The organism is Paraburkholderia sp. D1E (assembly GCF_052682275.1).
Genome location: NZ_JBQYMB010000001.1, coordinates 7,688,041 through 7,709,587 on the forward strand (window position 1 = coordinate 7,688,041; position 21,547 = coordinate 7,709,587).

Annotated in this window: 16 protein-coding genes; 3 read left to right on the top strand and 13 right to left on the bottom strand. The window is 65.4% G+C overall.

Annotated features, from left to right (window positions below; all coding sequences use genetic code 11):
- Nucleotides 1-80 precede the first annotated feature (80 nt).
- Nucleotides 81-1,466 (top strand): NAD(P)/FAD-dependent oxidoreductase, encoded by a 1,386-nt coding sequence (locus ACUN0E_RS34485; RefSeq protein ID WP_445570573.1) that lies wholly within the window; start codon nt 81-83, stop codon nt 1,464-1,466.
- 152 nt (nt 1,467-1,618) lie between these two features.
- On the opposite strand, the gene ACUN0E_RS34490 is transcribed toward ACUN0E_RS34485, so the two are convergent.
- The gene (locus ACUN0E_RS34490; protein ID WP_445569414.1) at nt 1,619-2,512 is read right to left on the bottom strand and encodes a LysR family transcriptional regulator ArgP; all 894 of its coding nucleotides are present in this window, start codon (nt 2,510-2,512) and stop codon (nt 1,619-1,621) included.
- 97 nt (nt 2,513-2,609) lie between these two features.
- Here ACUN0E_RS34490 and ACUN0E_RS34495 point away from each other — a divergent pair, with 97 nt between their 5' ends.
- Nucleotides 2,610-3,245 (top strand): LysE/ArgO family amino acid transporter, encoded by a 636-nt coding sequence (locus ACUN0E_RS34495; protein ID WP_408509791.1) that lies wholly within the window; start codon nt 2,610-2,612, stop codon nt 3,243-3,245.
- A gap of 57 nt (nt 3,246-3,302) precedes the next feature.
- On the opposite strand, the gene ACUN0E_RS34500 is transcribed toward ACUN0E_RS34495, so the two are convergent.
- The 9 genes from ACUN0E_RS34500 to bcsB form a co-directional block, all read right to left on the bottom strand.
- Nucleotides 3,303-3,575 (bottom strand): hypothetical protein, encoded by a 273-nt coding sequence (locus ACUN0E_RS34500; protein ID WP_408509790.1) that lies wholly within the window; start codon nt 3,573-3,575, stop codon nt 3,303-3,305.
- Entirely contained in the window at nt 3,572-5,122 is a 1,551-nt protein-coding gene (gene bcsG, locus ACUN0E_RS34505; protein WP_445569415.1) for a cellulose biosynthesis protein BcsG, read from the bottom strand. The genes ACUN0E_RS34500 and bcsG overlap by 4 nt, the downstream gene beginning before the upstream one ends.
- A 42-nt stretch (nt 5,123-5,164) precedes the next feature.
- The gene (gene bcsA / locus ACUN0E_RS34510) at nt 5,165-7,711 is read right to left on the bottom strand and encodes a UDP-forming cellulose synthase catalytic subunit (RefSeq protein WP_445569416.1); all 2,547 of its coding nucleotides are present in this window, start codon (nt 7,709-7,711) and stop codon (nt 5,165-5,167) included.
- Nucleotides 7,708-8,508, bottom strand: a complete 801-nt coding sequence (bcsQ, locus tag ACUN0E_RS34515; protein ID WP_445569417.1) for a cellulose biosynthesis protein BcsQ — start codon at nt 8,506-8,508, stop codon at nt 7,708-7,710. The genes bcsA and bcsQ overlap by 4 nt, the downstream gene beginning before the upstream one ends.
- Nucleotides 8,505-8,711, bottom strand: a complete 207-nt coding sequence (locus tag ACUN0E_RS34520) for a hypothetical protein (protein WP_408232501.1) — start codon at nt 8,709-8,711, stop codon at nt 8,505-8,507. Before ACUN0E_RS34520 ends, bcsQ begins: the two co-directional genes overlap by 4 nt.
- Entirely contained in the window at nt 8,711-10,744 is a 2,034-nt protein-coding gene (gene bcsE / locus ACUN0E_RS34525; RefSeq protein WP_445569418.1) for a cellulose biosynthesis protein BcsE, read from the bottom strand. Before bcsE ends, ACUN0E_RS34520 begins: the two co-directional genes overlap by 1 nt.
- A gap of 32 nt (nt 10,745-10,776) precedes the next feature.
- The gene (locus ACUN0E_RS34530) at nt 10,777-14,595 is read right to left on the bottom strand and encodes a cellulose synthase subunit BcsC-related outer membrane protein (RefSeq protein ID WP_445570574.1); all 3,819 of its coding nucleotides are present in this window, start codon (nt 14,593-14,595) and stop codon (nt 10,777-10,779) included.
- A gap of 68 nt (nt 14,596-14,663) precedes the next feature.
- On the bottom strand, nt 14,664-15,965 hold the full coding sequence (bcsZ, locus tag ACUN0E_RS34535) for a cellulose synthase complex periplasmic endoglucanase BcsZ (RefSeq protein ID WP_445569419.1): 1,302 nt from the start codon (nt 15,963-15,965) through the stop codon (nt 14,664-14,666).
- Between the two features lie 3 nt (nt 15,966-15,968).
- A complete protein-coding gene (bcsB, locus tag ACUN0E_RS34540; protein WP_445569420.1) occupies nt 15,969-18,329 on the bottom strand; it encodes a cellulose biosynthesis cyclic di-GMP-binding regulatory protein BcsB in 2,361 nt (786 codons plus the stop codon).
- 363 nt (nt 18,330-18,692) lie between these two features.
- Between bcsB and ACUN0E_RS34545 the strand changes: the two genes are divergently transcribed.
- A complete protein-coding gene (locus ACUN0E_RS34545) occupies nt 18,693-19,151 on the top strand; it encodes a diacylglycerol kinase (protein ID WP_445569421.1) in 459 nt (152 codons plus the stop codon).
- Nucleotides 19,152-19,314: 163 nt separating this feature from the next.
- On the opposite strand, the gene ACUN0E_RS34550 is transcribed toward ACUN0E_RS34545, so the two are convergent.
- The 3 genes from ACUN0E_RS34550 to ACUN0E_RS34560 all read right to left on the bottom strand — a co-directional run bounded on the left by ACUN0E_RS34550 (nt 19,315) and on the right by ACUN0E_RS34560 (nt 21,544).
- Nucleotides 19,315-19,821, bottom strand: a complete 507-nt coding sequence (locus tag ACUN0E_RS34550; protein ID WP_445569422.1) for a DUF523 domain-containing protein — start codon at nt 19,819-19,821, stop codon at nt 19,315-19,317.
- Between the two features lie 128 nt (nt 19,822-19,949).
- On the bottom strand, nt 19,950-20,801 hold the full coding sequence (locus ACUN0E_RS34555; RefSeq protein ID WP_445569423.1) for an ABC transporter ATP-binding protein: 852 nt from the start codon (nt 20,799-20,801) through the stop codon (nt 19,950-19,952).
- Nucleotides 20,801-21,544, bottom strand: coding sequence for an ABC transporter permease (locus ACUN0E_RS34560; protein ID WP_445569424.1), 744 nt, complete (start codon nt 21,542-21,544; stop codon nt 20,801-20,803). The genes ACUN0E_RS34555 and ACUN0E_RS34560 overlap by 1 nt, the downstream gene beginning before the upstream one ends.
- Nucleotides 21,545-21,547 lie beyond the last annotated feature (3 nt).

A 21,547-nucleotide genomic window follows, 5' to 3' on the forward strand; every position in this document is an offset into this window, starting at 1 on the left:
CGGATAACTTCAGGAGGATACGGATCATGGCCGCAACCGATCAGCAAACACCCTCTGACCCGCAGCAATGCACGCCGCGCATGCCGCACACGGCAGACGCGGCGGAAGCAGTGCAAGCGGCACAAACGGCGCAAACCGCGCAAGCGGCAGCGCATCGCGTCGTGGTCGTCGGCGGCGGTGTCGGCGGGCTTGGGCTCGCGACGCGGCTGTCGGAAACGCTCGGCCGCGCCGGTCTCGCGCAGATCGTGCTGGTGGATCGCTGGCCGACGCACTTCTGGAAGCCCTTGCTGCATGAAGCCGCATCGGGCCAACTCGATCCGGCCACGCATCAACTGCAATACGCGGTGCAGGCGCAACGGCATGGCTTCGAATTCGAACAGGGCGAACTTGCCGCGCTCGATCGGACGACCCGTCACATCACGCTGAATGCGCTCCACGACGCCGACGGCCGCGAAATCCTGCCGTCACGGCAGCTCGCATTCGACACGCTGGTGCTGGCAATGGGCAGCGTCACGCAATACTTTGGCGTGCCGGGCGCGGCCGAACACGCGTTGCCGCTCGAATCGGTCGCGCATGCGGAAGCGTTTCGCCGCAAGCTGCTTGACGCCTGTCTACGTGCGAACCATGCGCGCCGCGCGCGGACCGCGCAAGCGGATACGCCGGTATCGATCAACATCATCGGTGCGGGCGCAACCGGTGTTGAACTCGCCGCTGCGTTGCGCGACACGGTGCGCCTCCTGAACCGCTACAGCCCATTCTCACTCGATCCCGTGCGCGACTTCCGCATCCGTCTGATCGAGAGCAGCGAGCGCGTACTGCCCGCTTTGTCTGAAACGATTTCGGCGCGCGCGCAGACAATGCTCGGCAGTCTCGGTGTCGAGGTGTTGAACGCAACGCGCGTCACCGAAGTGCGCCCCGACGCCGTGCTGACTAACGAAGGCGCACCGCTCGCCAGCGACATCGCCATCTGGACCGCGGGCATCGCAGGGCCGCCAGTGTTGCGCACCCTGGACGGCATCGCGGTGAATCGCAATGCACAGGTGCAGGTGAACCGCACGCTGCAATGCACGAACGACGCGAATATATTTGGACTCGGCGATTGCGCGGCCTGCCCTTCTTCTGAAAACGCGGACACGTTTCTGGCGCCCCGCGCTCAGGTCGCGCACCAACAGGCGCTGTTTCTGGCACGTGCGCTTAAGTGCCGGATAGCGGGAGAGCCCTTACCTGAGTTCGTCTATCGCGACGCCGGCACACTGGTCGGTTTCGGCCGCGAAGGCACGATCGGTAGCCTGAGCAACAGCTTGCTGACGCAACCGGTGTTTGTCGACGGCTGGCTGGCAACCGCCGTCTACAAACTCATCTATCGCCGCCACGTAATGACGTTGACAGGCTTCGCGCGCATGGCGCTGGATTCGGCGAGTCACTGGCTGCGCAGACGCGTGCATCCGGTGATCCGGCTGCATTGACAGCTTTCGAATAGCGTACGAGCCGGACCTCGCCAGGGATCCGGCTCGTACGCATCACGGCCTGCATGTCGCGCTACTCAGTCTGAAAAGCGTCCGCCATCGCGCGCGATGACCGGTGCGCCGCTCACGCGAGGCCGGCAAAGGCGATCGCCTCAATCGAGAAATTCCGTGGCTCGCTTGCGCAGCACCGCACCGAAATCGTCGAGCCAGCCGATCGACAGCCGCCAGCTCTGCCAGTACAGATCGACATCGATATGCTTGCCGGGCGCCATGTCCACTAACTCGCCGCTGGCCAGATGCGGCGCGATCATGCGTTCGGGGCACATGCCCCAGCCAAGTCCCGTCACGCAGGCGCGCAAAAAACCGGCGACATGCGGAATCCAGTGCAACGGCGGATCCAGTTCCGCTCGCGTGATGCGGCGCATGAAGCGCTTTTGCAACTGATCCTTCGGATTGAAATCGACACACGGCGCGCGCCGCAGCGACTCGCGCGTGACGCCGTCGGCAAAATGACGCTCACGAAACGCCGGCGTGCATACCGCCAGATAGCGCATCCGCCCGAGGCGGGTCGAGCGGCAGCCCTGCACCGGCTCCGCCTGCGTGGTGACCGCGCCTTGCACGCTGCCGTCGCGAATCCGCTGCGCGGTGTGGTCCTGATCGTCGACCACCAGATCGAGCAGCATCTCCCGTTCCACGCAGAACTGCGCCACCGCGTCGATAAACCAGGTGCCTACGCTGTCGTCGTTGACGGCCACGCGCAGTGCCGGCCATGGTTCGACCAGCGCGCCGGGCAGCGCCGGCAGCCGGCCGCTCAGCTCCGCTTCCAGCAATTGCACGCGTTCGGTATGGCGGCACAGCAGCGCGCCCGAGGTGGTCGCGACGCACGGCTGGCCGCGCTTCACGAGCACGCTGCCCACCCGTTCCTCCAGCAGCTTGACCCGCTGGGAGACGGCTGACGGGGTCACATTCAGTTCGCTGGCCGCACGATCGAACGAGCCGTGCCGCACCACCGCGGCCAGTGCGTCGAGCAACGCATAGTCGAGCATTAGCGTTCCTTAATCAGCATTAAGTAAATTAGCTTCTCTTATGAGAAGCAACACCGCAGACTAGCCCCGTTCGCTTCCCCCGTCTACTGGATCGATTATGAATTGGCTGTCTTTTTCCCACGGTGCCGCCCTGTGCGCGTCGCTGATCGTGACGATCGGCGCGCAGAACGCCTTTGTGCTCCGTCAGGGCATCATGCGCTCGCACGTCGGCAAGATCGTCGCTTTGTGCGCGCTGTCCGACTTCATCCTGATCGGCGCGGGTGTGGGTGGCGCGTCGGTCCTGGTGGAACGCTTTCCGGTATTCGTCCACGCGATGCTGTATGTCGGGCTCGCCTATCTGGCGTGGTTCGGCATCAACGCGCTGCGCCGCGCGGTGCGGCCTGGCCATGCGGTGCTGGACGCCAACGGGAGCGGCACCGCACCTGCCGCGCGTGCGGCACCTGTGCAACGCGCCATGCCGATCATCCTGATGACCTTGGCCTTCACGTGGCTCAATCCGCACGTGTATCTCGACACTTTCCTGCTGATCGGCACGGCGGGCGCGCGCGAACCGGAGGGCGCACGCGTGGCGTTCGCGCTCGGCGCGATGGCGGTGAGCGGAGTCTGGTTTGTCGGGCTGGGCTACGGTGCCCGTGCATTGGCGCCGCTGTTCCGCCGCGCGACGGCGTGGCGCGTGCTGGATGGCGCGATTGGCAGCATGGTGCTGCTGCTGGCCGTGACACAGTTGCGGTGAGCTTAGCGCACGCCGCCTGAGGACAGCGCGCCGGCCGGCGCGCTGCAGCGCAAGCGCCTAGTCGGCCGCTGCCGCTTGCACGCGTTCGTCCGAAGTGGGCGCCGTGCGCGCCACGGGCATTGCGGGAGCCGCAGCCTCGTCGAGCGGCACAAGCTTCATCAACCGGGCGAGCACCGGCCACTTCAGAAGCGACAACTGATAAGACTCCCGCGCCTGTTCGTCGAAATACCTGGCCGGATCGAGCTCAGGCAACCGGCGCCCAAGGCCGGTGATATCGTCCACCGGCCAGCCGCTCGCCGGCGCCCTCACTTCAGGATTGGCTACTGTCATTTGCCGTCCACCCATACGCCGTCCGGCGTCTTGACCACATAGCCCGACGCCGTCTTCATCGTCACGGTGCCTTCGTTCTCGCCGACCATCTGCGTTTGCGGCAGATTGGCGGCATATTGCGCCAGGGTCACGCCCGGCTTGAACGGACTGTTCGAGACGAGGTTCGACAGCAGTTGGGCAACCGCCAGGAAACTCGCCGGATTGTCGATCACCGTGGTCGGTCCATGATTGCCCTGGAAACCGACCAGCCGCACCCCCGCCGGTCCATGCACGATGCGCGGCGTTGGGATTTCACGCAGACCGGCGACCTGATTCGCATCCCCGCGCAGCGCCGCGCCATGCTCCGGCACGAACACGATCACCGCGCGCCGCCCCGAGGCCGCGATCAGATCCGCAAAACGGTCGAAGTCGCTCATCATCTTGTTCACGCGCTGCGGATACGAATCGATACTCGACAGACTGCTGTTCGGCAGACGGTTGCCGTCGTGCAGGCTGATCGTGTTGTAGTACAGCGCCACCGGGCCGGGCGTGCTTGCGCGCTGCGCATACCAGCTGGCGAGCGTCGCGTAATCGTCGTGAATGGCCGAGCCATCGAAGGCATGCATCGCGACCGGCACGTTCGCGTTCGAGATCATCGGCACGTTCGGCACACCGGTGTTGTCGTGCACCAACTGCAGGAAGTTGTCGAAGTGGCCGTCGTGATTCAGCATCGTCTGCGGCGTGTAGCCGGCCTGCGCCAGATCGGCGAGCAGGTGGCATTGCTGCGGCGCATCCTTGTAGAGATCCGCGTGCGCTTCCTGCCCACAGCTCGCACGCAGCACGCGAATCGCGGCCGGTCCGCTGTAGCTGGCGGCTGTGCTGAAGTTGGTGAACAGATAGTCGAAGTGGCTCAGCATCGGATGATTGCGCGCCTTAGCCGCATCGAGGTCGTCCCACGACAACGAACAGATATGCAGCACGATCACGTCGAACTGCGTGTTCGCATCGGCGCCGAGATGACCGAAGGTAACTTGCCGTTGCGATTCCTGCGTGCGGAAGGCAGATAGCGCCGCGTTGTGATCCAGTGGCTGCGCGGCAAGTGCATTGCCGGATGCCGCCGTGGCTGGCCCGATCTGCAGCCGCGCATACACCGCGTTACCCTGTTGCCACAGCGGGATCGCGACCAGCGCGATCAGCACGAAAGTCGCCACACGCAGCCAGCGGTTGACGATCAGATAACCGACCAGGCCGCCAAGCGCGGTGAGCAGGAGCATCGGCGGCAGGAAACGCTGCGCGAGTTCAAGCCAGTAGCCAAAGCTGAAGGTGGTGAGATTGCCGAACTCTTCGGTCAGACGCGAGAACGGCGGCACATTCGCTTCGTAGTACATCAGCGGGATGCCGATCGCGAGACCGAGCAGGTTACGCAGGATGCGCCAGCCGCGGTGGCGCAGCGTCGCACTCGCCACCAGCGCCAGTGCGAAGACGATGTTGGCGATCCACACCGGCTGCAGATGTCCGCCCGTGAACAGGTACAGCTTGATGATGAAATACAGGTTCCACAGAGTCATGCTTGGCGTTCTCTCATTGGCCGGGCGCACGCGCCACCGGCATTAATAGCGTGTACGGTCCAGCGCGAGCAGCGACTGAAAGGCGCGCAGCGCCCCGCTCAGCAGCCGCGAATAACCTTCCATGCCCATCGTCAGCACTTCCTTCAGGCCGCGCAGCGGCGCGTCCTCAATCGTCTCTTCGTCCCAGTTGAGCCAGGCGTCGGCACGGCCGAACGTACATTGCACCATCTGCCGCTCCTGTTCGAGCGTCAGGCCGTCGAAGCGCACACCGAGGTGCGAACCCACAAAACGGCTCACGTGCACCGGAAAATGGAATTGCCGGTCGCCACGGCTCAGGCACACGCCGAGGCTGTCGCCAAGCGCGAGCTTCAACGCCGGATCGACTTCGAGACCGAGACCGCCGGTCGAATAGTCACTGGTGGTGCACGCCACCGTCGTGCCGTCTACGAGCAGCAACGTCGCCGCGGCCCGCATCGAAATACGATGGGTGACGCGCACCTGCTTCGCTTCGCGCGCCACGCTCGCTGCGGCACCGAGCATCACGAGGTTGTAGAGCGTCCAGAACACGTTCATCAGGATCGTCGCGGTTTCACCGCCCGGCCCGAACGTCAACCGGTACACGCCCGCCATCAGCGCGCAGCCGTTCAGCGCCAGCAGTACCAGATACGGTTTCGACACCGCCCAGTCGAAGTAGCCTTCATCGATGCGGCCGCCCTTGTCAGTGACATTGAACTTGCCGTGCTTCGGGCTAAAAAACGCGATAGTGGTCGGCAACGCGATGTACCACGCGAGCACCGATTCGTACACTTCGGCCCAGAACGAATGGCGGAATTTGCCCTGCATCCGCGAGTTCGCGATGTTGGCGAGCACGATGTAAGGCAGCACGAAGCCCGCGATGGTGGTCGCGGACGCGTTGATGAAATACATCTGGAAGAACAGGTACGCCATCGGCATGGTCAGGAAGATGAGCCGCGGCACGCCGTAGAAGAAATGCAGCATCGCGTTGCCGTAGCACAGGCGCTGAAACAGACTCAGGCCGCGGCCGAGAAACGGATTGTCGATGCGGAAAATCTGCGCCATGCCGCGCGCCCAACGGGTGCGTTGCTTGATGTGGCTGGCGAGACTCTCGGTGGCAAGACCCGCTGCCTGCACGGTCGGCAGATACGCGGTCGTATAGCCGCGCCGGTGCAGCTTGAGCGCGGTGTGTGCGTCTTCCGTGACTGTTTCGACCGCCACACCACCCACTTCGAGGAGCGCCGTGCGCTTGATGACCGCGCACGATCCACAGAAGAACGACGCGTTCCACAAGTCGTTGCCGGACTGCACGAGCCCGTAGAACAGATTGCCTTCGTTGGGCACGCGGCGGAAGGTGCCGAGATTGCGCTCGAACGGATCGGGCGAGAAGAAATGATGCGGCGTCTGCACCATCGCGCATCGGGCGTCACGCAGGAACGTGCCCATCGTGGTTTGCAGGAACGAGCGGGTCGGCACGTGATCGCAATCGAAGATCGCAATGTACTCGCCGTGCGTTTTTTCGACCGCGCGGTTAATGTTGCCCGCTTTCGCATGCTGATTGTCGTCGCGCGTGATGTAGCCGATACCGGCATCGCGAGCGAAGTTCCTGAATTCCTCGCGATGGCCGTCGTCGAGCAGATAAACCCGCAGCTTGTCCGCGGGCCAGTCGATTCCCTGGGCGGCAAACACGGTCGGCCGCACCACCGTCAACGGTTCGTTATAGGTCGGAATATAGATGTCGACGCTCGGCCAGCTCGAGGAGTCGGCGGGTAGTTCGGAAACCGTACGATTGAGCGGCCATGCAGTCTGCACGAAGCCGAACAGCAGAATGATCCAGGTGTACGCTTCGGCGCCGAACAGCAGATAGCCGAGAATCGCCTCGCCCGGCGTCTGGAACGACAGCGTCTGCGTGACGCGCCACCAGACGTAGCGCATCATGGCGAGCAAGGCCAGCGTCGTCAGGATCAGCGCGGGCATGCGACCGGGGAAGCGGCGCACCACGAGCGCCACGACCACCAGCACCGCGAAGAATTCGAACTGGCCGTCCGTCGACAGTGGCGAGGTGCCGATCATGGTCCACAGCACGCCGCCCGCCACCACCAAGAACGGCAGTAGCCAGCGAATGTGGCCGACGCGTTCGGTGCCGGCTTCGAGCCGCATACCCCAGCGTTGCCACGGCAAGCTCGGCAGCCTCGCTTCGATGTACCGGCGCACGCGCCGCCAGCACAACAGCACCGGCACCAGCCAGCGGTCAATCCACGCAAGCACCGCGCGCACCTTGGCCGCGCCCGCCTGGGCGTGCGGCTTCGGTGCCCGGATGAACGCGCGCCACAACCACGCACGCAGGCGATGCGGTTCGAGCACGCCCCACTGGGTGGCCAGATGCAGCACGGCAGCGTGGATCCACAAGCGCGCGACATCCGCCTTGCCGGCTGCCGGCGGCTGGAAGAACACACGCACGAGCCAGTCGAGCGCCGTGCGCTCGGCGGGAAGTCCGAGGCCGCGCGCGAGCCGGTCGAACGCGCGCTGGCGTAGCGTGCGTTCGTTGCGGCTAGCGGACGTGGCTCCGTTCATGGCTGCCCACCCGCACGGCGCGTGTTTGCCGCCGGTGCATCAGAAGGTGCAGCAGCGAGCCACGCATGCAGCCAGTTCGCGAGGCCTTGCAGATCATGCGATGCCTGCGAATGCGGTGCGTCGTCGAACAGCCACGTGCCGCGTGCGAACGATTCGGGCAACGCCGCGTCCAGATGCACGCGCTGCGCGAGCGGCAGGCCGTCACCGAGCGCGGCGCCCAGCATCGCCAGTACGTCGCGTTGCATGTCGCGCGCCGGATTCAGCCGGTTGACGATGATCCGCAGATTCACGCCGCCGCGTCGCAACCCCTCAAGCCGCGCGACCAGGGTCGCGCAGGCGGCCGGCTCGGGCGGCGTCACGCACAGCACGAGATCGGCGCTCTGCACGGCCTGCCCGGCTTGCTGCGACGGGTAGCGGGCCGTGTCGATGAGCACGACGCCATCCTGCGAAAGATCGAGTTGCGCGAGCGCGTTCGCAAGCCACTGCGGTTCGGCCGCGAGGCGCGCATCGCAGCGCGCGCTTTGTTCGAGCGACACTGCGCCATACGGAACGAACAGCACGCCTTCGCTGCTGCGCCACGTGTGCGCGTGCCACGCTTCGTTTTCGTCGAGCATGGCTTGCGCGAGGCCGGCCGGGGCGAGGCAATCGAGACCGAGGTGCGCGCCGAGCATATTCTGCGGATCGAAATCGAGCGCGACCACGGGACGGCCGCGCCGCGCGAGCAGCACGGCGAGCGCGGCGCTCAGGGTCGTGCGGCCGCTACCGCCTGCGGTGGAGACAACCGCAATCGTCTTCATGACGTGCCCCCAGCGGCGCGCTCCGCGTCGGGCAACAGGCGCGCACGCAATGCGACCGGCTCGATTTCGCAGGGCACCGCATCGCGCGGATCGAAGTGGCGCATCGCCGCGAGACCGCGACGCGAGCCGGCGCGCTGCCACACGATCCACACCGGGATCGCGAGAATCAGCCCCGCGACAAAACAGATCAACAGAAATCCCATTACTCGCTCCCCTTCTTGCGCAGCGGCATCGCGTAGGGCTCGGCACGGCGCTGCGGTGGGGCCGCGCGGAGTGCCGGCGGCTGCGGTGGCTGCGGCGCGTTTGACCCGGGCGTTGCTTCGTGCCCTGCTACCTGCCCTGTCTTCTGCTCAAGCTCCTGGGCCGCTTGCGCGCGCGCGGCCCCGAGCGCCTGCTCCACTGCGACGAGCTCCTCCACTGCGGCGAGCTGATCGACCGTGGACATCCCATCCCCGATCGGCAAAACCGTGCCGACGTGCGCGGCTACGGCCGGCGCAGCGGTTTGTTTACCCAACGGCATCGCAAACAGATCACTGTAGTCGGCGATCGGCGTGCGCCGGCTCGCCGTGGCGAGCGCATTCAATTCATCGCCAATGCTCTGCTCCGCCAGATACACGATATCGCCCGCGATCCGCTCGACCGGCACATTGAAGATGCGGGCGAGCGCGGCGTCCGCGTCGGCCAGCCGGCAGGCGAACAGAAACACGTACAGATGCGAGGCATCCGCCGTGAAGACGTCGCCCGCACGGCGCGGCACGCAGCTTTTCAGCGCTTCGATATGCGCGCATTGCGGCAGCAGCGTCAGCTTGACGAGCACATGCGGCAGTTGCAGCACGGCGCTGCGTTCGAGCACCGCGCGCACCCGCGTGCAGTACGTGCCGGCCGGCAGATAGCCAAGCACGTCTTCGCTCAGCGCGGCGCTGAGCGCGGTTCGATAATCGGCGGCGACGGGTCGCGTGTGCAGTTGTCCCTGCAACGATTGCAGCAGCGACTGCATCCGCGAAAACGGCAGATCGCGACCGAGCACCAGGTTGGCGCCGAGCGTCAGCACCAGCAGTTCGTATTGATGGCGCAGCACTTCACCCCGTTCGGCGACGACGATCTTCAACGCGCGCCCGGTCTGGCGGCGCAGCGCATGAATCGCCGCGCACAGTGCATCGAGCTGTGCGCCGCCGGCGTAATCGAGCACCACGGTCGCCGCCTGCGCGCCAACGCATGCCGCGAGTACGGCCTGCTGATCGGCCAGCACTTCCCAGTTCGGCGGGACCCACGCCTCGTGTCCGCGCACCACCGCGCGGCTGACCACTACCCGCTGTTCATCGCGCGCCAGCAGCCCATCGCCTCCGGCACCATTGCCTGGCGTATCGGACGCAACGCTCAGACGGCCGCTATCGGTAAAACGCAGCGAGCGTACGTCGCCGGTGACGAGCGTGCGATCCGAGCGCCAGAAGTCCACATGCCACAGCAATTCGCCGTGGGTGCGCTCCATCCGCGCGACGCCCGCGCAGGCTGCGTGAAATTCGTTGCGGCCATGCTGCGCCGCTGCGCCGTCGAGCGCGGGTGCAACGAACAGCGAATCGGCATCGGCGTCCGTGTCCCCATCCGCGTCCGATTGCGAACCCAGCAGCAACACCAGCGTAATGTTGCGCACCGCGCACCAGTTCGCGAGCATCCGGCCTTCCCGCGCAAGTGCGGCCGGATCCACCCAGTTGAACCAGCGCTCGGTGCCTTCGACGAAATACAGCGAGCGCGAACGGAAACCGAAGCGCTTGAGCGCGCGCAGGCCGCCGAACACCCTGGCAAGCGCGACCGGCGGCACCCCATGGATGGCTGCATCGGCGGAACCGGCCAAGGCGTTGCCGGTCGGCGGCATCGCAAGGACGCTCAGGTTACGCGGCCAGCCGGAAGCCGGCGCATTGGCGCTGAAACCGAGTTCGCGCAGGCGCGACGCGACCTGTGCGCGAGCGCGTGCCAGCACGACGGTGACATCGCGCGCCTGCGCCTGGCGCGCGCTTTCCCAGAGCAGCGCATCGGCGCCCGGCGTGCGCGCAGCCGCGTAGATCGCGTAGAGCTTGCCGGCTTCGAGCACGGCCCATTCGTCGGGGAGTGCATCGATCGCCAACTGGCCGAGCGACCGCGCGCCGCTCTCCGAGCCCGCCCGGCGGACAGCCTGCAGCAGGCGTCGCACAAAGGCGCCGGCCAGCGTCGGCTTGAGTGATTTCGAAACGGTGCTCACGCGTGGCTTCCCTGATCTCGTTGTATCGCCGCTCAAAAGCTGGAGTAAAGGCGCACAGGCCTCGGCGACAGACTGTTGTCCTGCTTGCGTCCGTCGAAGGTATAGCGCATGTACAGCAGCGCGGAACTCGGTGCGTAGTCATGCGAACGGTCGATGCTCAATTGCGCGCCCGCCACCAGATAACGGTTGAAGCGGTACTGCACGATGCCGCTCAACCCATACGAGAACGCGACGCCGCGCGTCGAACTGGCCGTGTTGACGAGGTTGCTGAAGCCCGGCGCCGAGGCGGCCGTATTCCACAGACTGTTGAGCGCCGGCGACGCACTGTTCAGGGCGGGCAAACCGTTCGGGTAATACGGCGAGTCCTTCTCATACGAATTCGACACGCCGACAGTGGCCGTCAGGTCCCAGTTCAGCGCATCGCGCCGGCCGGCCCATTCGATCGGCACGCCAACCGACAGATAGCGTTGCGGGCTGTAATATCCGCCCTGCCCAAACGAATAGAAGCGCTGATTATTGGTGTAGTGCCAGACGTTGCCGACCAGCCCTGTACTCACCAGCGTGTTGACGCGCTGGTAGACCGGCACGGTGAAGCCGGTGCGCAGGGTGATTTCCTGGTTGCTCGCCACATTGCGGCCGGTCAGCATCCCCGCGCCGACATCGGCGAACACGCTGGTCCTGCCGATATCGACCGCCGTGTGGAAGTCGAGGCCGTCGCGACGCACCCCGCCCCATACCGCGCCGCTCACCGGATCGTGCATGCCCGCGTACGACAGCAGGCTGCTCGTCTCCGGACGGCGCGAGCCGCTGATCGAAAAGCTCGCCGGTCCCGCATCGAATTGATAGCGCACACCGCCAACCATGTAATGCACGGGAAAACCAAGCGGCGTGGTGCCGAAGTCGAAACGCCATGCGTCGGACGTATAGCCGGCGCCGAGCGCGACACCGGTAGCCGATTGATGCAGATACGGCAGCGTCGCGGCGAAGTCGGCCACGGTCTGTGCCGGCACGTTTTGCGATTGCGCGAGCTTGTCGGCGGCGCCCAGCGTGCCGAACGTGTCGCGTGTGAATGCGTTCGCGTCACTGACGTCGAGCGTGCCGGCATCGATATGAACCGTATCGGCGTGGAGGAAAAAGTGGCCGTCGTAGCGATAAGGAATCTGCAGGTACACGGGCGCTTGCCACGCACGAAACTGCGAAATGCCGCTGTCGCCCGACTTATAGGCGGGTATCCATGCTGTCTCGATCTCCGGATTGCGGCGTTGCTGCAGATCGGTCAGCGCGGCCTGCGCGGGCGTGCCGTCAGGACCGGCCGTCACACCCGCCACGCGCTCCTGCGTAAGCGACAAACGGTACAGCGATTCAGCGTTCTCGTACTGACCCAGGTCCTGGGCGATGCGTCCGCTTTGCACCGTCACATCCGGCCGCGCCGGATACGCGACCCGCAAGGCCGAGGTGATCTGCTCCGCCTCCTGCGGGCGGCGCAATGCCGCCAGCCGGCGAGCCGCGGACAGCCGCGTATCGACGTCGTCGGGCGCCGCGCCGTCGATCACCGTGCGCACGAGATCGAGCGCCGAGCGGCGATCGCCGCTTTGCTCCAGCACACGGGCGAGCGCCAGTTGCGCGTCGGGATCGTTAGGTGTCGCGGCCAGCACCGGGGCCAGCGCGGCGCGCGCGGCCGCATAGTGCCCCTGCAGCCGCTCGAGATCGGCCACTTCGAACGCATACCGCTTGTCGCGCCGGCCGGCCGGGCTGACGCGGGTGAGCAGGCGGCGCGCGGCGGCAAAGTCCTGGCGATCGAGCGCTTCGTCGGTCTGCCGCAGGATCAAACGCAACGCCTGGTCTTCGAGACGCGCGCTTTGTGCGGGGCTCAGTTGCACGTCGTCGCTGCGCAGTGACGTCAGCCATACATCCAACTGGTCATTGCGTTGCGCGCTGCCGAGCAGATCGCCGTAACGCAGACGCACGTCGGCGTCGGTCTGCTGCGGATGCGTGTCGATCCAGTTCTGCAGCAACGCGAGGCCGCGCTCGGGTTGGCCGTGATCGATCCACATCGAGCCGACCGCGGCTAACAGGTTCGGATCGTCGCCGGCCAGCGAGCGTGCCTGCTCGAGCGCTTGTGCGGCGCCCGCCTGATCGTCCTGCGCGAACGCGGCGCGTGCTCTCGCGAGGCACTGCTGCGCTTGCAGGTTGCGCTCGAGCGCGCGCATGCCATCCGTGCGGTCCTGATCGGCGATCGGCGCAAGCACGTCTTGCGCACCGCCGATGTCGTCGAGCGAGTTGCGATAGAGCGCGCTCGCATAGCGCATTTCGGGCGACGCCGACACGGAAAGGCCATCGTCCATCACCACCCGCCCGAGTTGCGGCAGACCCAGATCGCGATACAGGCGCGCGAGCGCAAACCGCGTCCACGGTGCATCGGGTGCGAGCCGCAAGGCCGCTTCGTAGCGCTGGGCGGCCGGGCCGCGCTGGCCGGCCATCAGCAATTTTTCTGCTTGCCCGCGGAGGATATCGGCGCGCAGTTGCGCGAGGCCCTGGCGGTCGTCGGCGGCAGTGAAACGGCTTTGCAAGGCGTCGAGGAGAGGCGCGACCTGAGCCGCGCGACCGGTGTTCTCGAACAGCGTCTGGGTACTGCGCACTGCCGACAGATTCGGTTCGCGCGCCGCCAGCAAGTCACGCAGCAGCGGTTCCGCGGCACTCCAGTTGCGTTGCGCGAGCAGCGCGTCGGCGAGCATCAGTTTGGCGTCGGCGTTGGCCGGCTCCATCGCGAGCGCGGCGCGTGCGGCCCGCTCGGCATCCTGCGGACGTCCGGCTGCGGCGGCCTCGCGGCCCTGCGCCAGCGTGCCCCAGAATTGCGCGGCACGCGCGAGGCTTTCCCATTTCCCGCGATTGTCCGGCGCGAGCGCGGCCGCGCGCAGAAACAGCGTGCGGGCTTCGTCACGCCGCCCTTCGCGCATGCGCACCAGACCGAGGCCGCCAACCGCCTCGGCGTCGTTCGCCCGGGCTTGCGCGGCCCGCGTGAGCAGCGGTTCGGCCGTCGTCAGATCGTTGCGCGCGAGTGCCTGCAGGCCGCGCTGCTGCGCGATGTAGTCGGGATTGCGTTCGAGTTGCCGCTGCGCCTCCGACTGCGCTTCGATCACGCCGACCCGGTCCTTGAATTCGGTATCGTCCGGCACGAGTTGCAGATAGGCGCGCAGCGCGGCGAGATAAGCCGGATCCGCGCCAGCGGATTGCAGCACGTGACGCCATGCGTCCAGCGATGCCGAGCGATCCGAATCCGGCCGTGTGGCGAGATTCCATGCGATGCGATTGGCCTCCGCGCGCGTCTCGCCGCGTGCGTTCAGCAGATTGGCGAGCACCAGCGCCGAATCGAGATCCGACGGATCGGCAGCGATCCGCTGACGCAATGCCCCGACTGCCTGCACGCGGCCCTCGGGCGTGCCCGCGATGATCTGGTAGTACTCGGCGCCGAGCGACCCCGACGGCGCACCGTGCGGAAACAGCGCGACCAGCCGCCGCGTCGCTTCGGCGGACTGGCCGCTGCGCGCCATCAGGCGAATCGTCGCCAGTTCTTCACGGCCGTTGGTGGCGACGCGGAACTCGTCTTCGATCTGCTGCGTGGCGGGCGTGCCGGGGGCTTTGATCCGCAGCCGCGCCAGCGTCGTCTGCGCGGCCTGCGCCTCGCCGAGACGCAACTGGATGCGCACCTGCTCTGCCAGCAACGAAGTATCGTCCGGCGCGATCAGCAGCGCCTTCTGGATCGATTGCAAGGCAAGATCGTCACGATGCTTGGTTGACCACATGCGGGCCGTCCCAAACAGGCGTTGCGCGGCGGCGTTTTGTGATGACATGGTCGTGCCGGCCCACGCGGCTGCCGACGCGACCTGCGCCGCGAGGCAGAGCAACAGCGCCGCGCACGTTAGCGGGAAGCGGCGCGACACGGCGAACTCCAGTGCAGGTTGAGGGTGCCGTCGGCGGCAAAACGATAACGGCCATCGCGCCAGCCCAGCCCGAACAGACTCAGCACACTGGTGTAATAGCCGGCCGGCGTGTCGCGATCGAGTTGTTCCATGCGCGCGATCTGCGCATCGCCGAGCGCGCGCTGGCCGCGCGCGTCGAGAAATGGCACGGCCGCTGCGGAGAAGCCTGCGTTACCCATGTTCGCGCCGACGCTGCCGTTCGTCGTATCGACGTTTTCAGGCGGCGCACCGTGCGCGGCGATAAAGCCGGCAAACGGCGCGAGGTGCGTGAGCAACGGTTGCGCGAGCGGATCGCCTGGATCGAGCATGCCGGCCCAAAGATAGACACGAATTGCGTTGTAAGCGCTCTCGGCCTGAGTTTGCGGGTCCGGCGCGAAACCGTGTTTGGCGCGGTACAACGCCCAGTCAGGTGAAAAGCCGTGCGGCGCGGTGTCGAGCAGGACCCGGCCGGTGCTGGCGAGAAGGCGCGTCCAGCGTGCGTCGTCCGGCAGCCGCGTGCCGATCCCGCGGACCACCTGCGGCGGCGAATAACTCGGATTGACGCGCCACACGTCCGGCGCCGGATGAAAGCCCACCGGCCCAGGCAACAACGTCAACCCGAGACCGGGAACGCTGGCGGTTTCCTCGTCGAGCACGCGCTTCGCGAGGACCGCGCCACGCGCCGTATAGCTGCGTTCCTGCCACGCGCGGCCGGCTTCGAGCAGTGCATAGGCGATCCACAGATCGGCATCGGAGGAAGCATTCGCATCGAGCACGTCCCATTGCCCGCTGTCCGTGCGGCCCCATAACCAGGCCGGCAGATGCGCGGTCAGGTCGCCTTGCGCGAGATGCGTCTCGGTCCAGTGCAGAATCGAATCGAAGGCCGGGCGGTCGTTGGCGACGAGCGCAAAGAATAATCCGTACGACTGACCTTCCGATACCGTGCGCGAATCGGCCGAGCCGACGTCGATCACGCGCCCTTCAGGCGAGATGAAATCGCGCTTGAACTGCTGCCAGCGCGGCCATGCGGGCGCAGCGCAACTGTCCGGCGCAGGGCTGGCAAACCCTGTTGCCGTGGCCGGCGGCGGCAGGGCCGCAGCGAACGCGCCGCTCGCGAACACGGCGGCCACGCCGGTGGCCATGCTGGCAGACACGCTCGTGGCAATCGTTGCGCCTGCCACCGACGCCATACGTGTGCGCGCATTCGCCAGTGCCCCGCCGGGCGCCTGCCACAGCGACGCTTTCCACTTCACCGGCAGCATCGCTCAGACTCCCCGGCGGCGCGCGGCCAGTTCCTGCAGCGCGGTGAATGCGCCAACCGCCAGCAGCAGCCCGGCGATCGCGCCGAGCACGCCCAGCAGAATTGGATGCTGGATTGCCTTGCTCCAGAGCCGCGCATACCAGGGCACATAACCGACCAGGTACGGTTCGCCGACGCGCATGCTGTCGACTTCGCCGCCGCGCACCAGTGCGACGTCGCCCTGCAGTTGCGAGACCCGGTCCGGTTTTTCCAGCACGTCGAGCAACTGGGTCAGTTGATGCTGATCGGTGGCCGTCAGCGCGACCACGCTGCGTCCTTTGCTGCCGGGCAATTCGAAGCCCATTAACGCGGCCAGCGCGCCGTCGCGTTCGAGATGCGCGCTGCCGTCCGGCAGATGCGCGCCGTTGCGCCACTGCTCCTTCACCGAGAACGAGGCGCGCGTGAGCGTGCCGCCATCGACACCTTCTGCGCCGACGTTCGGGCTCGCGCCGATGGTCAGCGGCAGTGCCTGATGCCAATGATCCAGCATGGGTCCCGAACCATTGCCGCCAATCACCAGCAGATCCTTGCCCGCCAGTTGCGTGATCTCGGCCGGCCGCGCGATCTGCACGCGCAGCGCCGGATAGCCGGTCCACTGCCCCATGTGGCCGAGCATCGTCAGCAATGCTTCGAGTTCTTCGGGTGCGGGATGCGCGGGAATCACCACGGCCGTCTGCGCCAGATCGGCGTAACGCGTAAACGGGAAGCCGCTATTCGCGAAGTACGCGAGATTCGGCATCTGCGCGTAGTGAACGAAGTTCGAGAAGTCGATCGTCGAGTCCGGATCGACCGCCGCCTGCACGGGATTCGACGCGACGCCCTGACACAGCCCCGTCTTTTGCGAATCGAGATTGAAGCGCAACTGCAACTGGTTCGAGCTGCCGACGCGGAACGCCGGAATATCGAGCAGGTTGCTCGAACGGTTACCGCTCGTCGACAGCACCGGCAGTTGCAGGCGGCCCTGCGCATCGTCAGCGCTAGCCGGCGCAAGCCGGTACGACTTGACCAGTTGATCGTTGATCTGCACGGCAAGGACAGAATTGTTCTGCACCGTCGGCGCCGTGTAACGGTACTTCAGATTCAGCGGCACGCCTGCGCCATTCCATGAGAACAGATCGGCGGGCACGCGCAGGTTCAGACGGATCGCGTCCGGCGCACTGCCGCGCACCTGCAACTGATTCGGATCGTCGATCAGCTCCTTGAAGGCCACCGGACGGTCGACCGGCAACCAGCGCGGCGCGTCATAGGGCTTGCGCGGCGCGCCGATGTCGATCTGCGCGACCTGCACGGCGGGGCCCGCCATCGCCGTCCTGCCGAGCACGAGCGCGGCGGCGGCCTGATCGACTTCGGCTGCGGTTCGGCCCGTCACGATCAGCAGCTTCTTGTCGACGGCGGCCGGATTGTCGGTGACGATCAGCATCGGCCCATTGACCGGCGGCAGTTTCAGCGCTGCGGGCAACTGCGCGCTGCGCGCCACCACCACAGCCTGATCGTCGGACGGCAAGGTGGATGAGGCCGGAAAACGCGCCTGACGATAATCGGCGAGCGCGCCGAACCACGAGGCCAGCACCCCGGCGCTGCGCAGCGTCGCGTTGTCGGCGGCCGCCGGTAACACGAACGGCAGACGCAAGCGGCCCACATCGCGCCGGTCAAAAAACGGTGCGGGCAGCAACGCGAGATCGTTAGGCAAACGAATCGGCGAGGTGTCGAGAATGATCTCGCTCGTCGGACTCACGTCGGCCCATAGCGACGAGTTTTCCGGGTCTTCGCAATGGTCGAGCGTGTAATGCGCGATGAGTCGAAGGCCAAGCTGGTTGTAATCTGTCAGGAAACGCGGATCGAGCGGAATGTCCTGCGTGACGATCTGCCCTGCATGCTCACGATCGAACGGTACGGTCGCCACCACTTCGTTGTTGATCGACACCTTGAAGTGCGAGATCGGGAACACCAGCGCCGGCGAATACGTGTAGCGCAAGCGCAGCCGCGCCGCGGTCACCACGTGATCGAGCCGCACGCCGACGTTGACGACGCGCACGTCCTCGAGACCGCGCAGGTTCAGCGGCTGATAGGCGCCCAACGCGGAGAACGGCAGGTGCACCGTAGTCGAACCGGCAACGCTGCTGGCGGCATTGGTCACGTTCGTCGTGTTCGACGCGTTCAATGCATGCGCGCCGTTGGGGGCCGCGCCTGGCGCAGCGGGCGACGGCAATGCGACAGTAGCGGCAAGCAACGGAACGGGCGCGGAAGGCGCGGCGGCCAGCGTGGCTGTGTACAAAGCGCCGGCGAGCGCCGTCAGCAACAGGCAAAACGAGACAACAGGTTTCATGGACAGATCAGCTTGTTGGACTTCGGCCATCCGCCCCATGACTACGCGGGACATCGTTGCGAATTCGGCCTGCCGCAGAAGTTTGCGGGGAACGTGAAAAACGGAATGCGGCATGACCGCAATGCGGTCCTCTACACGTGTATACGGACGATCCGGCGAAACCTTGAATGACGAGCGGCACGACCGGCGCGGCCAACACTTGAAACGTGTATCGCAGCGTGCTGGAACCCTGCTTTTCGCCTATTTCCCGTAGTCTCTCGCTCAGGCGTACTGGCGCCGTTGGGCGGGCGCAAAGATATCACAAGTCTGTGACAATTTGTGACATTTGAGGCATGCTGCGGCCATCCAGATCCGAAGCAAATCATGAGCAATCCGACCCGATCTTCTTCTGTCCCTTCAGAGGTTTCTGCAGCGGCCCCGCCCCCTGCGCCGTTGCCAGCCAAACGCAGCGGTCCTTTCCGGGCGCTGTTCGCGCTGCGGCACTCGTGCGACGGCATGGTTGCGACGTTGCGCGAGGAAAGCGCCTTTCGTCAGGAGATAGCATTGGCGGCGATCTTGCTGCCTTGCGCGCTGTTGCTGCCGGTTAGCGCGATCGAGCGGGTATTGCTGATCGTTTCCGTGCTGCTGGTGCTCCTGGTGGAGTTGTTGAACTCGAGCATCGAGGCCGCGATCGATCGCATTTCGCTCGAACGGCACGAATTGTCGAAGCGTGCCAAGGACTGCGGCAGCGCAGCGGTGACGATGGCGCTGCTGATCTGCGCGGTAACATGGGGCATATTGTGCGGACCGCTGGTTTATCACTGGCTCCGCGCGCAAATGTGAGCCGCTGTGCCGGCGGCCTGGCAGGTCTCGCGAATACCGCGCCTCTGATTTCTAGTAATGCGTATTAATCGTTTGCGCGTGGATAGACTGGAATGCGCAAACGTTAGCGCATGGTGAAAGTCCCCGGCTTTCGGTTGGTCTTCTACAGTTCTCCGGCGCATTGCTACGTGCCCTGCTCATCCGATTCGAGTGCGATAGCCGCGGCCAACTCCGCTATTTGCGATTCCGCGAAAACGCGGATGCCGTGCTGCTGCAACAAGGCGGCGGTGACACCTGCGCCTGCGTGCTGGGTGCCCGTGAAGGCGCCATCGTAGAGGAAGGTGCTGCCGCAGGAAGGACTGCCGTCGGCCAGCAATGCATAGCGGCAATTTTCCGCTTGTGCGCGGCTTAATGCGTGGTGAGCGCCCGCGATGAAGAGCGCGGTAACGTTTGCGCCTGTGTTGTCTTCGATCGACGCCGCTTGGGTTAGCACGTCGAGACCCGTGCGGCGCAGCTGGATTTCCGCGGGCGGACGCGGGGTCGGAAACCCGGCGGCCACTTCCGGACAGACGACGATGAGGCGCCCTTCGGAGCGCCATTTTTCCAGCAGCACTTCACGGACGGGTTTGGCTTTGCCGTTATAGCGGACGGGGTGGCCCGCGAGGCAGGCACTGACCAGAATCTTCAACATTGGATGGCTGCCGCAGGCTTGGGGTGGTTTCTAGTCGTTTGGATTGTAGTAGGGATTGGGTCTTTGCCTGCGGTGGCGGTCTTTCTCTTGTCTTCTTGTCTGTTTGCCTACGGCGTTGGTTGTTTAATTTAAAACACCCCCATCAGCCTGGAAAGCGCCGAAACATACTCCCCGTACAGGGGATTGCTCTTGACCTGATCAGGCTCCCGCGGCCGCGGCAAATCGATCTTCATATCGTGAACAACCCTCCCCGGCCGCTCAGACATCACCAACACCCGATCCGACAAAAACACCGCTTCATGAATGCTATGAGTAACAAGCAAAACCGTCAGCGTGCTCTGCTGCCAGATTCGCAAAAGCTCTACATTCAAGCGGTCCCGCGTCAGCGCATCCAGCGCCCCAAAGGGCTCATCCATCAACATCACGCGCGGCTCGAGCAACAGAATCTGCCCAATTGCGGCACGCTGCCTCATCCCACCCGACAATTCATGCGGGTACCGGTCGGCGAATGCCGTCAACCCCAAGGTCTCGAGCAACGCGGGAAGCCGCTGCTCAACCTGCGCCCTCGGCACACTCCTCAATTTCGCGCCTAATCGGATATTCGCCCCAACGGTCAGCCAGGGCAGCATATTGCTCGTCTGAAACACCACCCCGATATCCGGCACCGGCGCGGAAATGGGCTCGGCACCCAGCAAAATCCGGCCGCCATCGCATGACACAAGACCCGCCACCATCCGCAGCAAGGTGCTCTTGCCGCAACCGCTCGGCCCGAGAATCGAGACGAACTCGCCCTGGCGAATCTGCATCGAGACATCGTCGAGCGCGCTGAACGCCCCCGCCCCACCCCGCGCGGCGAAACGCTTGCCGACCTGCTCGACGGAAATCAGCGCGGGCGCCGCTTCGTCGCGATGCAAGGGGTGAACCTGTGCGCCGGTTGCCGCGGCGCGCTGCACAATACGCAACTTGTCGACCAGTGCCATCAGACCGTCACTCCTCTCCACCACACACCGCGCGAAACCAGTTCGACGGCCCAGTAAAACAGCATCGCCAGTACGGTCACCATCAGGATCGCCGCGAACGACAACGCGGTCTGCGCGTTCGACGTCGCGAACACGATCAGATGCCCCAGCCCCGACTCGGAGCCGATGAACTCACCCACAATTGCCCCGATTACCGCCAATGGCATCGCGATCTTCAAACCGTCGATCAATGCGGGCAACGCGGCGGGCAAACGCAAATGCCAGAAGGTCTTCGCCTGCGACGCACCGAGCGCCCGAAAATGCTCATCCAGGTTGCGCGGCACGCCGGCCAGGCCGCCCATCGTCGCAATCACAATCGGAAAGAAAGCGAACAGCACGGCCGCCGCCAGCTTCGAGGCAAAACCATAACCGAACCACACGATCAGCAACGGCGCGAGCGCGATCTTCGGCATGCTCTGCAACGCGGTGACGAGCGGAAACAGCGTGCGCCGCGCGATGCTCGACATGCTCGCCAGCAAACCGATCGCCAGACCACCAATCAGCGCCAGCGTGAAACCGGCGAACACTTCCCAGGCGGTCGCCAAGGTATCGGACAGCAACTGCCCGCGCATTTCCCAACCGGCAGCGAACACCTGCGATAACGCAGGGAGCACATATTCGCGCGTGCCCGTCCAACGCACGCCGAACTCCCAGATCAAGCCAATCACGATCCAGAACGAGACGGTTTCGATCAATCGCTTCATGAG